The 13,814-nt window shown below is 66.2% G+C and carries 10 protein-coding genes; all 10 read left to right on the top strand.

Features of this window, described 5'->3' with window-relative positions:
* Window positions 1–174: 174 nt before the first annotated feature.
* The 10 genes from ABIB73_RS02770 (at window position 175) to ABIB73_RS02725 (ending at window position 13,810) form a co-directional block, all read left to right on the top strand.
* Window positions 175–903, top strand: coding sequence for an outer membrane protein (locus ABIB73_RS02770; RefSeq protein ID WP_354221198.1), 729 nt, complete (start codon window positions 175–177; stop codon window positions 901–903).
* A 490-nt stretch (window positions 904–1,393) separates the two neighbouring features.
* A complete protein-coding gene (gene dnaE / locus ABIB73_RS02765) occupies window positions 1,394–4,897 on the top strand; it encodes a DNA polymerase III subunit alpha (protein ID WP_354221196.1) in 3,504 nt (1,167 codons plus the stop codon).
* Between the two features lie 246 nt (window positions 4,898–5,143).
* Window positions 5,144–5,887: a carbonic anhydrase gene (locus ABIB73_RS02760; protein ID WP_354221194.1), complete on the top strand. Its 744-nt coding sequence runs from the start codon at window positions 5,144–5,146 to the stop codon at window positions 5,885–5,887.
* A 174-nt stretch (window positions 5,888–6,061) separates the two neighbouring features.
* Window positions 6,062–8,509 (top strand): caspase family protein, encoded by a 2,448-nt coding sequence (locus tag ABIB73_RS02755; RefSeq protein WP_354221192.1) that lies wholly within the window; start codon window positions 6,062–6,064, stop codon window positions 8,507–8,509.
* A gap of 241 nt (window positions 8,510–8,750) precedes the next feature.
* The gene (locus ABIB73_RS02750) at window positions 8,751–9,740 is read left to right on the top strand and encodes a 30S ribosomal protein S2 (RefSeq protein ID WP_354221190.1); all 990 of its coding nucleotides are present in this window, start codon (window positions 8,751–8,753) and stop codon (window positions 9,738–9,740) included.
* 132 nt (window positions 9,741–9,872) lie between these two features.
* The gene (gene tsf / locus ABIB73_RS02745) at window positions 9,873–10,796 is read left to right on the top strand and encodes a translation elongation factor Ts (protein WP_354221188.1); all 924 of its coding nucleotides are present in this window, start codon (window positions 9,873–9,875) and stop codon (window positions 10,794–10,796) included.
* Window positions 10,797–10,856: 60 nt separating this feature from the next.
* Window positions 10,857–11,573 carry a UMP kinase gene (gene pyrH, locus ABIB73_RS02740; RefSeq protein WP_354221186.1) on the top strand — a complete coding sequence of 239 codons (717 nt, stop codon included), beginning with the start codon at window positions 10,857–10,859 and terminating at the stop codon, window positions 11,571–11,573.
* A 65-nt stretch (window positions 11,574–11,638) separates the two neighbouring features.
* Window positions 11,639–12,202, top strand: coding sequence for a ribosome recycling factor (gene frr / locus ABIB73_RS02735; protein ID WP_354221184.1), 564 nt, complete (start codon window positions 11,639–11,641; stop codon window positions 12,200–12,202).
* A 10-nt stretch (window positions 12,203–12,212) separates the two neighbouring features.
* A complete protein-coding gene (locus ABIB73_RS02730) occupies window positions 12,213–12,971 on the top strand; it encodes an isoprenyl transferase (protein ID WP_354221182.1) in 759 nt (252 codons plus the stop codon).
* Window positions 12,968–13,810: a phosphatidate cytidylyltransferase gene (locus tag ABIB73_RS02725; RefSeq protein WP_354221180.1), complete on the top strand. Its 843-nt coding sequence runs from the start codon at window positions 12,968–12,970 to the stop codon at window positions 13,808–13,810. The genes ABIB73_RS02730 and ABIB73_RS02725 overlap by 4 nt, the downstream gene beginning before the upstream one ends.
* Window positions 13,811–13,814: the final 4 nt, after the last annotated feature.

Raw genomic sequence — 13,814 nt, 5'->3', positions numbered from 1 at the left:
CTGCTGAAAACTCTTGTTTCAAAGGGTTTCCACGCATCCTCTGATAAACTTTCATTAATGAAGCGCGGGCCTTTGGGGCGAACTGTTGCGTCGGGGTTACAGCAATTCCGTCGATCGCTGGTAAGACGTCGCAACGGCCCGGGGGCCTTACGAAGAAACTGGAACGGGATTCAAATGAAGAAGAGTTTGTTGCTTGTCACTGCCAGCCTCATCGCGCTCGGCGCGGCTGCGCCGGCGGTGGCTGCTGATCTCGCGGCGCGGCCTTACACCAAGGCGCCTGCGATGGTCGCCACCATCTACGACTGGAGCGGCTTCTATATCGGTATCAACGGCGGCGGCGGTTCGTCGCACGCGACGTGGGATCTCGCCGGCTTCGGCCGCGAAGGCTCGCACGACGCGACCGGGGGTACGGTCGGCGGCCAGATCGGCTATCGCATGCAGTCGGGCCAGTGGGTGTTCGGCGTGGAAGGCCAGGGCAACTGGGCCGACTTCTCCGGCAGCAACACCAGCGCGTTTACCGGCTTCAACAACCGCACCAAGATCGATTCGTTCGGTCTGATCACCGGTCAGGTCGGCTACGCCTGGAACAACGTCCTGGTCTATGTGAAGGGCGGCGCGGCTGTGGTCGGCAACAAGTTCGACGTCAACACCGCGGGCGGCGCGTTTGTCGCTTCGTCCAACGACACCCGCTGGGGCGGCACGGTCGGCGTGGGCCTCGAATATGGCTTCGCTCCGAACTGGTCGATTGGCGCCGAGTACAACCACATCTTCCTGGGCGGCAACGACCAGAACTTCACCACCGCCGGTGTTCTGGTTCAGACTGACCACATCAAGCAGGACGTCGACATGGGCCTCGTCCGCCTGAACTACAAGTTCGGCGGCCCGATGATCGGCAGGTACTGAGACCAGTCGCTCTGTTTGAGCGATCGTCGAAAGCCCCGGCCATTGGCCGGGGCTTTTTTATTGTTTAAATTCATGGCGTTAACCATCGCAATTTGAGGTGGCCGAGATCGCTTGACTCCCGAGAACGAAATGAGAACAATGTTCTTCATACGTTCTAGCGAAGGAGCAGGCCATGTTCAGGATTTTCGTGGAAGAAGCCGCCGCACTGACGTCGATCGCGCTGTTCGTCGGGATGATCGCGATCTGGGCCCAGGTACTACCGCAACTCTAGGGCAGCGGTTTTGTAAACCGATGCTCAGGAACCCGACTGAAGCCTTTTCGAGGTGCCGGCTTGGGGAAAAGCGGGACGACGCGGCCGACCGGCCGCTCCGGCGTGGACTCTGGCGCCGCGAGCCCCCACTATTGTGAGGCGAGTCGGCCGGGCGAGTGCATGATGCCTTGAGGAGCCGGCGACCGCTCCATCTCATCTGCAAGAGGCGGTCACGCGACCATGCCGAGCGCCGGATTTGTCCACCTTCATGTTCACTCGGCCTATTCGCTGCTCAAGGGCTCGATCAAGATCGCCAAGCTCGCCGAGCTTGCCAAGAAGGATCACCAGCCGGCCCTGGCGCTGACCGACACCGACAACATGTTCGGTGCGCTGGAGTTCTCCGACAAGATGGCGGGCTCCGGCATCCAGCCGATCGTCGGCTGCGAGCTCGCGATCGATTTCGGCGACCAGGATCCGAATGCGCGCAACGCGCTGCTGCCGTCGCGCGTGGTGCTGCTGGCGGCGCAGGAGCGCGGCTATCGCAGCCTGATGCGGCTGAACTCGCGTGCGTTCCTGGAGACGCCCGACACTCACTCTTCCCACATCAAGTTCGACTGGCTCGAGGGCGAGACCGAGGGCCTGATCGCGCTCACGGGCGGCCCCGACGGGCCGATTTCGCTGGCGCTCAGCGCCGGCCATTCCGAGCTTGCGGCGATGCGCTGCGAGCGTCTGGCCGGCCTGTTCGGCGATCGCCTCTACATCGAACTGCAGCGCCACAACATCGACAAGGAACGGCGCATCGAGAGCGGGCTGATCGACATTGCCTTCACAAAAGGCCTGCCGCTGGTCGCAACCAACGAGCCGTATTTCGCCGCGACCGACGATTACGAGGCGCATGACGCGCTGCTCTGCATCGCCGGTGGCCGGCTGATCGCGGAGACCGAGCGCGAGCAGCTCACGCCGGATCACCGCTTCAAGACGCGCGCCGAGATGGCGGTGCTGTTCGCCGACATTCCGGAGGCGCTGGCGTCCACCGTCGAGATCGCCGAGCGCTGCTCGTTCCGCCCGATGACGCGCAAGCCGATCCTGCCGTTCTTCACCGTCGGTGCCGCATCGAGCTCGGATGCCGCCGCGGTCGAGGCCGCCGAATTGAAGCGCCAGGCGGAGGAGGGGCTCGCCAACCGCCTCAGCGTCCACGGCCTGTCGCAGGGCACCACCGACGAGGACTACAGCCAGCGGCTGGCGTTCGAGCTCGACGTCATCATGCGCATGAAGTACGCGGGCTACTTCCTGATCGTGTCCGACTTCATCAAATGGGCGAAGGGGCAGGGCATTCCGGTCGGACCGGGCCGCGGCTCCGGCGCCGGCTCGCTGGTCGCCTGGGCGCTGACCATCACCGATCTCGATCCGATCAAGTTCGGTCTGCTGTTCGAGCGCTTCCTCAATCCCGAACGCGTCTCGATGCCGGACTTCGACATCGACTTCTGCCAGGACCGTCGGGGCGAGGTGATCCAGTACGTCCAGCAGCGCTACGGCCGCGACCAGGTCGCGCAGATCATCACTTTCGGGACGCTGCAGGCGCGCGGCGTGCTGCGTGACGTCGGTCGCGTGTTGCAAATGCCCTATGGCCAGGTCGACAAGCTGACGAAACTCGTGCCGCAGAATCCGGCCGCGCCGGTGACGCTGGCCGCCGCGATCGAGAGCGAGCCAAAACTCCAGGCGTTTCGCGATGAAGACCCGGTGGTGGCGCGCGCCTTCGACATCGCGCAGCGCCTCGAAGGCCTGACGCGCCACGCCTCGACGCACGCAGCCGGCATCGTGATCGGCGATCGCCCTTTGAGCGAGCTCGTGCCGCTCTACCGCGATCCCAAATCCGACATGCCGGTGACCCAGTTCAACATGAAATGGGTCGAGCCGGCCGGCCTCGTGAAATTCGACTTCCTCGGCCTGAAGACGCTGACCGTGCTCGACGTCGCGATCAAGCTGCTCAAGCCGCGTGACATCCACGTCGATCTCGCCACGCTGCCGATCGACGATGCCGAAAGCTACCAGATGCTGGCGCGCGGCGACGTGGTCGGCGTGTTCCAGGTTGAAAGCCAGGGCATGCGGCGCGCGCTGATCGACATGCGCCCGGACCGCTTCGAGGACATCATCGCACTGGTCGCGCTCTATCGCCCGGGTCCGATGGCGAACATCCCGACCTATTGTTCGCGCAAGCACGGCGACGAGGAGCCGGAATATCTCCACCCCGTGCTGGAGCCGATCCTGAAGGAGACCTTCGGCGTCATCATCTACCAGGAACAGGTGATGCAGATCGCACAGGTGATGTCGGGCTATTCGCTGGGCGACGCCGACCTGCTGCGCCGCGCCATGGGCAAGAAGATCCGCGCCGAGATGGACAAGCAGCGCGACATCTTTGTTGCGGGCGCGGTCAAGAACGGCGTGCCGAAGGCGCAGGCCGAGACCATCTTCGAGCTGCTGGCGAAATTCGCCGATTACGGCTTCAACAAGAGCCATGCGGCGGCCTATGCGCTGGTGTCCTACCACACCGCCTACATGAAGGCGCATTATCCGGTGGAGTTCATCGCCGCGTCGATGACGCTCGATCTCAACAATACCGACAAGCTCTCCGAATTCCGCGCCGAGGCGCAGCGCCTCGGCATCAAGGTCGAGCCGCCCAATATCAACCGCTCCGGCGCGACCTTCGAGGTCGGCGACAAGACCATCTACTACGCGCTCGCCGCGCTGAAGGGCGTCGGCATTGCGGCCGTCGAGCAGATCATCGCGGAGCGGACCAAGAACGGGTTGTTCACCTCGCTCGCCGACTTTGCCGCGCGCGTCAATCCGCGTGCGGTCAACAAGCGCATCATCGAGAGCCTGGCGGCCGCTGGCGCATTCGATACGCTGGAGCCCAGCCGCGCGCGCGTCTTTGCCGGCGCGGATGCGGTGCTTGCGGCCTGTCAACGCTCCCATGAAGCGGCGACCATCGGGCAGAACGACATGTTCGGCGGCGCGGCCGACGCGCCGACCATCATGCTGCCGCAGATCGAGCCGTGGCTGCCGGCCGAGCGGCTGCGCCGCGAATATGACGCGATCGGCTTCTTCCTGTCGGGCCATCCGCTCGACGATTACGCCACCGTGCTGAAGCGGCTGCGGGTGCAGAGCTGGGCCGAGTTTTCGCGCGCGGTGAAGACCGGCGCCACCGCCGGCAAGGTCGCAGCCACCGTGGTGTCACGGATGGAGCGGCGCACCAAGACCGGCAACAAGATGGGCATCATGGGGCTCTCTGATCCCACGGGCCACTTTGAGGCGGTGCTGTTCTCCGAAGGCCTCGCGCAATATCGCGACGTGCTGGAGCCCGGTGCCGCCGTGCTGCTCCAGCTCGGTGCCGAGCTTCAGGGTGAGGACGTCCGCGCCCGCGTGCTGCACGCCGAACCGCTGGATGATGCCGCCGCCAAGACGCAAAAGGGCCTGCGCATCTTCGTGCGCGACACCAGGCCGCTGGAATCGATCGCCAAGCGTCTGGCGGGACCCGAGATGGCCGGCTCGAACGGCGCCGCGCCAAAAATCGGCAGTCCCGGCATCGCGCCGCGCTCCAATGGCGACGGCGAGGTCTCGCTGGTGATGATGCTCGACCTTGAGACCGAGGTGGAGATGAAGCTCCCCGGCCGCTTCAAGGTCTCGCCGCAGATCGCCGGCGCGATCAAGGCGGTCGTGGGTGTCGTCGACGTGCAGCAGCTGTAGCATTTGCAGCCGGCCGGGCATTCGACAAAGTCGTCGTGCCGGGGGGAGCGATACTCGGCGGCCTGCCGGGCTTGCGGTCGTTTCCGCCGCGACGGCTGGAGAGGCGAATCCCGGGCCGGCCGAGCTTGTTCCGCTGGACGAGGCGACTGCACGAACGAAGCTCGCCGAGTTGCAAGCCGTCGACTAAGATGCGCGGCATGATTGCCGCGGCATCAACGCGGGCGGCGCGGCTTGGAGGAACAGAGCATGTGCGAGAATTGCGTCCATGATCGCGGCGCCCACATAGGTCCTTCGCGGAGGTCGCTCATCCACTTGACTGCCGCCGCTCTGAGCATGGCCCTTGCCGGCGGAGCCGCTTTCGCCAAGGAGACCAAGCCGCCACCCAAGCCGCAGAACGTGCTGTCGCCGGATGCGGCGTTGAAGCGGCTGATGGAAGGCAATGCGCGCTATGTCGACGGCGTGTCGCGGCGCCACGATTTCAAGCACGAGCGCGAAGCGCTGGCCGGCGGCCAGAATCCGTTCGCGGCGGTGCTGGGCTGCGCCGACTCGCGGATCGCGCCTGAATATGCCTTCGACACCGGCCGCGGCGATCTCTTCGTCTGCCGCGTCGCCGGAAATTTCGCCGGCACCGAGACCATCGCCAGCCTTGAATACGCGGTCGCGGTGCTGGGTGCGCCGCTGATCCTCGTGCTCGGCCACGACGCTTGCGGCGCGGTCGATGCGACGCTGAAAGCGCTCAAGGACGACAAGCCGCCGCCGGGACACATTCCCGCGCTGGTCGATGCGATCGCGCCCGCCGCAAACGCTGCGATGCAGCAGGGCGGGGAGGTGCTCGACAAGGCGATCCGGCAGAACGTGATCGACAATGTCGCGAAGCTGAAGTCGGCCGCGCCGATTCTCAATGCAGCCGTGGAACAGGGCAAGCTGAAGGTCGTCGGCGGCATCTACCGGCTCACGACCGGAACGGTGGATCTGATCGCGCAAGGCTGAAGCTCGCGTGAAAAGGCTGAAACTTGCGTAAAAGACTGAAGCTTACGCGAAGCTGACGTCGGAATCGTATGCCATGCCGCCGCCTCAATCCCAGCCTTTCGTTCAAGCGCCGTTCAGCTGGCCACGCGCCTCATGCGTGCCGGCACCTCAACAACAATAACGGGCAAGCAAGCCATGCGCGGGACACACAAGGTCTTCATTTGCTTCGTTCTGCCGATGCTGCTGTTGGCCGCGGGCACGCTCGATCCGGTGCGCGCGCAGCAGCAGGAAAAGCGTATCGCGCTCGTGGTCGGCAACGGCGCCTATGCCAATTCGCCGTTGGCAACCACTGCGAACGATGCCGGGCTGATCGCGCAGACGCTGCAAGCGGCGGGCTTCGACGTGGTCGGCGCGCGTGATCTCGACGGCGACACGCTGCGCAAGAGCTTTCGCGACTTCATCCAGAAGGCGCAGGCCTCGGGCCCTGACACCGTCGCGATGGTCTATTTGGCCGGCTACGGCGTGCAGCTGGCCGGCGAGAACTATTTCATCCCGGTCGATTCCAACATCACGCGCGATACCGACGTTCCGACGGAAGGCTTGCGCGTCAGCGACTATGTCCGCCAGCTCGCGTCCATCCCGCTCAAGGCCAACATCGTCGTGCTCGACGCAGGCCGCGCGCAACCCTTCATCGAGGGCGGCCAGCCGATCGCGAGCGGGCTTGCGCTGGTCGAGCCTGAGGCGAACATGCTGATCGCCTTCAACGCCGCGCCCGGCACGGTAGCGCCGGAGGAGCCCGGGCCCTACAGCATCTACGCGCAATCGCTGGCCGAGATGATCCGCACCGGCGGCCTGTCGCTGCCGGAGGTGTTCGACCGCGTCAGGTTGCGCGTCAACGAGGCCAGCAAGGGCGCGCAGGTGCCGTGGGACGACCAGAAGATCAGCGCGCAATTCGCCTTCTTCGACCGCGGGCCCGACGCGCCGCCGCCAGCCGCGCCGGACCAGGCTGCGGCGACCCGCAACAAGCCGATCCGCGATCTCGGCGCGCAGGATGCCTACGCGGCCGTGCTCGAACGCGACACGCTGCCGGCCTATGAGGAGTTTCTCGGCGCCTATCCCAATGATCCGATGTCGAAGCGCGTGATGGTGATCGTGGCGGCACGCCGCGAAGCCATCACCTGGCGGCGGACCTATCGGACCGATACGCCGGAAGCGTACTGGTCGTATCTGCGCCGCTATCCGCGCGGTCCGCATGCGGGCGATGCACGCCGGCGCCTGGCGATCCTCACCGCGCCGGTCGAGCCGCCGCCGAGCTTTGCGATGATCGACTATGACGTGCCGCCGCCGCCACCGGATGAGGTGCTCTATGTCGATCGTCCCGTGCTGATGTTCAGCGATCCCGGATTTGATTTCGCGCCGCCACCACCGCCGCCGGTCTACTACCTGCCGCCGCCGCCGCCGGACTTCGTCGTGCTGGCGCCGCCGCTCGCCGTTGTTGGGCTGTTCGTGCTGCCGCAGCCGGTGTTCGTGCCGATCCCGGTGTTCGTCAGTCCGCCGGTCTATGTCGCGCCGCCGCCGAACAACATCATCTATGCGAACATCCACAACACCACGGTCATCAACACCGTGATCAACCAGGCGCCGGCGGCGCTGCCGGCCGGGAATGCCGCCGCGGCCGCAGCCGTTGCGGCGAACGGTCCGGGGCGCGCGGCCGGGATGACGGCGGTGCCAACCGCGGTGAAGGTGCAGGCACAGGCGATCCAGGCCAATCCCAACCAGCAGCTCAAGCCGAGCCAGGCGGCGTTTGTCAGCAACCCGACAGCAAAACCGGCAGCGATGCACGTGAGGCCTGTCAGCGTCGCGCCGGCTGTAGTCGCTCCGCAGGCGCCACCGGCGGCCGGCCACGCGCTTCCGGTTCCGGGGACCCAGAATACGCCGCCGGCACCGGCCGGGGCTGGGCCGTTGCCAAACGGCCGGCTGGCCCCAACTGCGACAGCCCCCACGAACAACGCACTTCCTGGCCACCCACCGGGAGCGGCGACGGCGACGGCACCTGCCGGGACCGCGGTCACGGCGCCGGGCCAGCCGCCGAAGTCACCGACGAACAACACGCCTCCGGGCCACCCGCTGGGAGCGGCGACGGCCACGACGCCCGCCGGGACCGCAGTTATGACGCCCGGTCAGCCGCCGAAGCGGCCCGGAGCGCAGACCCCGACCGCGGCGGGCCCGTCGGATCGCGCCAAGGCAGCGACCCATGAGCCGGCCACTTCGACGCCGGCAGGAGGAGCGGCGGCTGGTAAGCCTCCAGCCGCTGCCGCAAAGCCGGTCGCCCCGCCGCCAGTCGCCCGGGAGCAGATCCGGCCGCAGAATCAGCGGTCGGCCCCGCCACCGCAGGTGGCCCGGCCGTCGGCTCCGCCGCCGCGACCCCAGGCCGTGGCGAGGCCGACGCCACCGCCGCCGCCGCGGGTGGCATCGCCTCCACCGCGGCCCCCGGTCGCAGCCGCGCGGCCTGCGCCGCCGCCGGCAGCCCGGCCGGCCCCGCCACCGCCGCCCCGGGTGGCCGCAGCCCCGCCGCGTCCGGCCGCTCCGCCGCCGCGCCCTGCGGCCCCGAAGAAATGCCCGCCGAACCAGCCGAAGTGCTAGGCGAGGGCCAGGGAAGGGCGCGGAATCCCCCGGCAACGGGGCCTGAAGCCGGGCAGCAGGGAGGAGGGTGTCAAAACACCCTCCAGAGGCCCTAATTTCCTTGCTTCTGCCCGAAATCGCGCTATACAGCGCGCCATCTCACACGGAAGCATGGCTCACAAGGCCGTCCGGTGGCAGCCGGGGCGACAACGCTCTGTTTTGCTCACACGCTTCCGGAGGAACCAACCGGAGAATTAGAACTATGGCGCTACCCGATTTCACTATGCGTCAGCTGCTCGAAGCTGGCGTGCACTTTGGTCACCAGTCTCACCGCTGGAATCCGAAAATGGCACCGTTCATTTTCGGCAGCCGCAACAACATCCACATCGTCGACCTCGCGCAGACCGTGCCGTTGCTGCACACCGCGTTGCAGGCGGTCAGCGACACAGTCGCCAAGGGCGGCCGCATCCTGTTCGTCGGCACCAAGCGCCAGGCGCAGGACGGCGTTGCCGACGCAGCCAAGCGCTGCGCGCAGTATTTCGTCAATTCGCGCTGGCTCGGCGGCACGCTGACCAACTGGAAGACGATCTCGGCCTCGATCAAGCGTCTGCGTCACCTCGACGAGGTGCTGGCCGGCGGCGAAGCCAACTCCTACACCAAGAAGGAGCGCCTGACGCTTCAGCGCGAGCGCGACAAGCTCGACCGCTCGCTCGGCGGCATCAAGGACATGGGCGGCCTGCCCGACATGATCTTTGTGATCGACACCAACAAGGAAGACATCGCGATCCAGGAGGCCCAGCGCCTCAACATCCCGGTGGCTGCGATCGTCGACACCAACTCCGACCCGAAGGGCATCACCTTTGTGGTGCCGGGCAATGACGACGCGGGTCGCGCGATCTCGCTCTATTGCGATCTCATCGCGCGCGCGGCGATCGACGGCATCTCGCGCGCCCAGGGCGATTCCGGTGTCGACATCGGTGCTTCGGCCCGTCCGGTCGCCGAAGAGCTGCCCTCGACCGCCGGCTTCCAGGGCCTTGCCGGCCCGCGCGGCACCGCCGACGACCTCAAGAAGCTCCCGGGCGTGTCGGGTGCGATCGAGAAGAAGTTCAACGACCTCGGCATTTTCCACTTCTGGCAGCTCGCCGAGCTCGATCACGACACCGCGCACAAGATCGGCGAAGAAGTCGGTCTGCCCAGCCGTGCGGATGCCTGGGTGGCCAAGGCCAAGGCGCTGACCGCGGAAGCGGAATAGTCAAAAAGAGCGATGGGTTGGCCGGACAGGATCCGGCCACCATTTCAGTTGACGCGAATTCCTGAGATGGACCGCGGCGGGGCGCTTCGATGCCGCGCCGCGGTGAACCGGCAGGCAAAAGGATTTTCAACGATGGCAACGATCACAGCTGCGATGGTCAAGGACCTGCGTGAGTCGACCGGCGCGGGCATGATGGACTGCAAGGCCGCGCTGACCGAGACCAATGGCGACCTAGAGGCGGCGCAGGACTGGCTGCGCAAGAAGGGCCTGTCGAAGGCCGCCAAGAAGTCGGGCCGTGTCGCGGCCGAAGGCCTGATCGGCGCGCTCACCAAGGGCACCAAGGGCGTCGTGGTCGAGGTCAACTCCGAGACCGACTTCGTCGCGCGCAACGGCCAGTTCCAGGGCCTGGTCAAGATGATCGCGCAGGTCGCCTTCGACGTCGGCGCCGATGTCGAGAAGATCAAGGCCGCCAAGGTCGGTGATGTCACGGTCGAAACCGCGATCAATGACGCGATTGCCACGATCGGCGAGAACATGACGTTGCGCCGCGCCGCCGTGCTTGAAGTGAGCCAGGGCGTGGTGTCGAGCTACGTGCACGGCGCCGTCATCGAGGGCGCCGGCAAGATGGGCGTGATCGTGGCGCTGGAATCGCCCGGCAAGGCCGACGAGCTCGCAGCGCTCGGCCGCCAGATCGCGATGCATGTCGCGGCCGCCAACCCACTCGCGCTCGATCCGTCCGGTCTCGATCCGGCGGTCGTCAAGCGCGAGAAGGACGTGCTCGCCGACAAATATCGCCAGCAGGGCAAGCCTGAGAACGTGATCGAGAAGATCGTCGAGTCCGGCCTGAAGACCTATTACAAGGAAGTCTGCCTGCTCGAGCAGGCCTTCATCCACGACACCGGCAAGTCGGTGGCGCAGGCGGTGAAGGAGGCCGAGGGCAAGGTCGGCGGCACCGTGAAGATCGCCGGCTTCGTGCGCTATGCTCTTGGTGAGGGAATCGAGAAGCAGGAATCGGACTTCGCGGCCGAGGTCGCGGCGGCCAGCGGCAAGAAGTAAGCGCCGGAACGTTCCTTCCGGCGTGCCGCCGGAAGCGGCGCCCGGACAAGGAAAGTGCTCATGACAGATCCGGTCTATCGTCGCGTCGTGATCAAGCTGTCTGGCGAATATCTCGCGGGACAGCAGGGCTTTGGCATCGATCAGCCGACCATCGACCGGGTTGCGGACGATCTGATCGCCGCCCGCCAGCTCGGCACCGAGATTGCGGTCGTGATCGGCGGCGGCAACATTTTTCGCGGCGTCGAGGTGTCCTCGCGCGGCGTGTCGCGTCCGACCGGCGACACCATGGGTATGCTCGCCACCATGATGAACTGTCTCGCGCTCGAAGCCACGATCGAGCGCAAGGGCACGCCGGCGCGCACGCTGTCGGCCTTCGTCATGCCCGAGATTTCCGAGCTGTTCACCCGCACTGCGGCGCACAAATACCTCGCCGAGGGCCGAATCGTGCTGCTCGGCGGTGGAACCGGCAATCCGTACTTCACGACAGACACGACGGCGGTGCTGCGCGCCGCCGAAATCGGTGCCCAGGCGGTGCTGAAAGCGACCAATGTCGACGGCGTCTACTCGGCCGATCCGAAGAAGGATCCGACCGCCACGCGGTTCGACCGGCTGACCCATTCGCAGGCCATCGAAGGCGACTACAAGGTGATGGATGCGACCGCCTTCGCACTTGCCCGCGAGACGTCGCTGCCTATCATCGTATTTTCGATCGCGGAGCCCGGATCGATCGGCGCCATGCTGCGTGGCACCGGCCACGGGACGATCGTCGCCGGCTGACGTTTCGCCAGTCGCCCGGGGGCAGGGCGCAGGCGATGTCGCCGGGTTTTTGAAGGAGAAGCGAGATGGCCACGGGTAATTTCGACATCAACGAAGTGAAGCGGCGCATGCAGGGCGCCGTGCAGTCTCTCAAGCACGAGCTCGGCGGCTTGCGCACGGGGCGCGCCTCGGCATCGATGCTCGACCCGGTCCAGGTTGAGGCTTACGGCAGCCACATGCCGCTCAACCAGCTCGCCACCGTCAGCGTGCCGGAGCCGCGGCTGATCTCGGTGCAGGTCTGGGACAAGTCGATGGTCAAGCCGGTCGAGAAGGCGATCGTCGATTCCAATCTCGGCCTGTCGCCCGCGACCGAAGGCCAGGTGCTGCGGCTGCGCATTCCCGAGCTCAACGAGGAGCGCCGCAAGGAACTGGTCAAGGTCGCGCACAAATACGCGGAAGCCGCCAAGGTCGCCGCGCGCCATGTCCGCCGCGACGGCCTCGATGTCCTGAAGAAGCTCGAAAAGAATCACGAGATGTCCGAGGACGACCAGGAGCGTCTCGCCGGCGACGTGCAGAAGGCGACCGACAGCACGATCGCCGAAATCGATCAGTTGCTGGCCGCGAAGGAAAAAGAAATCCTCACCGTCTAAGGCTGCCGTCATGTCCAACGCCGCCGCGCCCGTCACGGAGGGACCCGACAGGTCCGAGGCGCCTGCGCATGTTGCCATCATTATGGATGGCAACGGGCGTTGGGCGGCCGCGCGCGGCTTGCCGCGGGCCGAGGGCCATCGCCGCGGCGTGGAGGCCTTGCGCCGCGTGGTTCGCGCCTCGCACGAGCTCGGCATCCGCTATCTCACCATCTTCTCCTTCAGCTCGGAAAACTGGTCGCGCCCGGCCAGCGAGATCGGCGATCTCTTCGGCCTGCTCCGCCGCTTCATCCGCAACGATCTCGCGAGCCTGCACCGCGACGGCGTCAAGGTGCGCATCATCGGCGAGCGGAACGGGCTCGAGGGCGACATCTGCGCGCTCCTCAACGAGGCGGAGGAATTGACGCGCGACAACACGCGCCTGACGCTGGTCGTCGCCTTCAATTACGGCTCGCGGCAGGAGATCGCGAAGGCGGCGCGGGAGCTCGCGCGCGAAGTCGCGGAGGGCAGGCGCGATCCGGCTTCGATCGACGCCGAGACGTTGGGGGCCCATCTCGACGCGCCCGACATTCCCGATCCCGACCTTATCATCCGCACCAGCGGCGAGCAGCGCCTGTCCAATTTCCTGATGTGGCAGGCCGCCTATAGCGAGCTCGTGTTCGTGCCGATCCACTGGCCCGATTTCGACAAGGCCGCGCTGGAAAGCGCGATCGCCGAATATGCCAGGCGCGAGCGCCGTTTCGGCGGCCTCGTTGCGAAAACCGCCTCGTGAGCAAACCCGACGCCGCACCGGCAGGCTCAGCGCCGGCCTCGAGTAATTTCGTGATGCGAGTCCTCGCAGCGCTCGTGCTGGCGCCGCTCGCCATTGCGCTCGCCTATGCCGGCGGCTGGCTATGGGCGTTTCTCGTCACCCTGGTGTCGATCGGACTGTTCGCCGAATGGCTCATGGTGGTGAGCGCAGGGTCGGCCGTGCTGACCTCGTCCGGGACGATCGTCCTCGCTATCATGGGATTCTGCGTCGCCTTCGGCGCGCTCAAGACCGCTGTCATCACCGGCTTCGTCGGCGGCGCGATCGTGACGCTACTCGCGCGGGGCAAGTTCGTCTGGGCCGCCTCGGGCTTTGCCTATGCATCGGCTGCGCTGCTGGCCTCGATCCTGGTGCGCCAGGATCCCGTGAATGGTTTTGCCGCGTTGATGTTCGTGCTGCTCGTGGTGTGGGCGACCGATATCGGCGGCTATTTCGCCGGTCGCGGCTTTGGCGGACCGAAGCTTTGGCCGCGGGTGAGCCCCAAGAAGACCTGGGCCGGGGCGCTCGGCGGCTCTGCCGCGAGCCTTGCGGTTGCGGCCGGATTTGCGGCCTGCGGGCTCGGCAAGGCGGTTCCGCTGTTGCTCGTGAGCGCCGTCCTGACCGTGGTTTCGCAGCTCGGGGATCTCTTCGAATCCGCGATCAAGCGCCGCTTCGGTGTCAAGGATTCCAGTCACTTAATTCCCGGTCATGGCGGGCTTCTGGACCGACTGGACGGCTTTGTCGCTGCCATCCTGATGGCATGGATTATCGGCTTCCTCCGCCATGGTGTGCATAGCGCCGGAAGCGGTCTTATGGTTTGGTGAAGAT

It is taken from the genome of Bradyrhizobium sp. F1.4.3 (assembly GCF_040548375.1).
Taxonomy (GTDB): Bacteria; Pseudomonadota; Alphaproteobacteria; order Rhizobiales; family Xanthobacteraceae; genus Bradyrhizobium.
The sequence above is the reverse complement of the archived record's forward strand: the minus strand, read 5'-3'. Positions and strand labels throughout refer to the sequence as shown.

Excerpts from the sequence above, each read along its gene's own strand:
- ABIB73_RS02770 (WP_354221198.1), top strand. The coding sequence starts at position 175 with ATGAAGAAGAGTTTGTTGCTTGTCACTGCCAGCCTCATCGCGCTCGGC.
- dnaE (WP_354221196.1), top strand. The coding sequence starts at position 1,394 with ATGCCGAGCGCCGGATTTGTCCACCTTCATGTTCACTCGGCCTATTCG.
- ABIB73_RS02760 (WP_354221194.1), top strand. The coding sequence starts at position 5,144 with ATGTGCGAGAATTGCGTCCATGATCGCGGCGCCCACATAGGTCCTTCG.
- ABIB73_RS02755 (WP_354221192.1), top strand. The coding sequence starts at position 6,062 with ATGCGCGGGACACACAAGGTCTTCATTTGCTTCGTTCTGCCGATGCTG.
- ABIB73_RS02750 (WP_354221190.1), top strand. The coding sequence starts at position 8,751 with ATGGCGCTACCCGATTTCACTATGCGTCAGCTGCTCGAAGCTGGCGTG.
- tsf (WP_354221188.1), top strand. The coding sequence starts at position 9,873 with ATGGCAACGATCACAGCTGCGATGGTCAAGGACCTGCGTGAGTCGACC.
- pyrH (WP_354221186.1), top strand. The coding sequence starts at position 10,857 with ATGACAGATCCGGTCTATCGTCGCGTCGTGATCAAGCTGTCTGGCGAA.
- frr (WP_354221184.1), top strand. The coding sequence starts at position 11,639 with ATGGCCACGGGTAATTTCGACATCAACGAAGTGAAGCGGCGCATGCAG.
- ABIB73_RS02730 (WP_354221182.1), top strand. The coding sequence starts at position 12,213 with ATGTCCAACGCCGCCGCGCCCGTCACGGAGGGACCCGACAGGTCCGAG.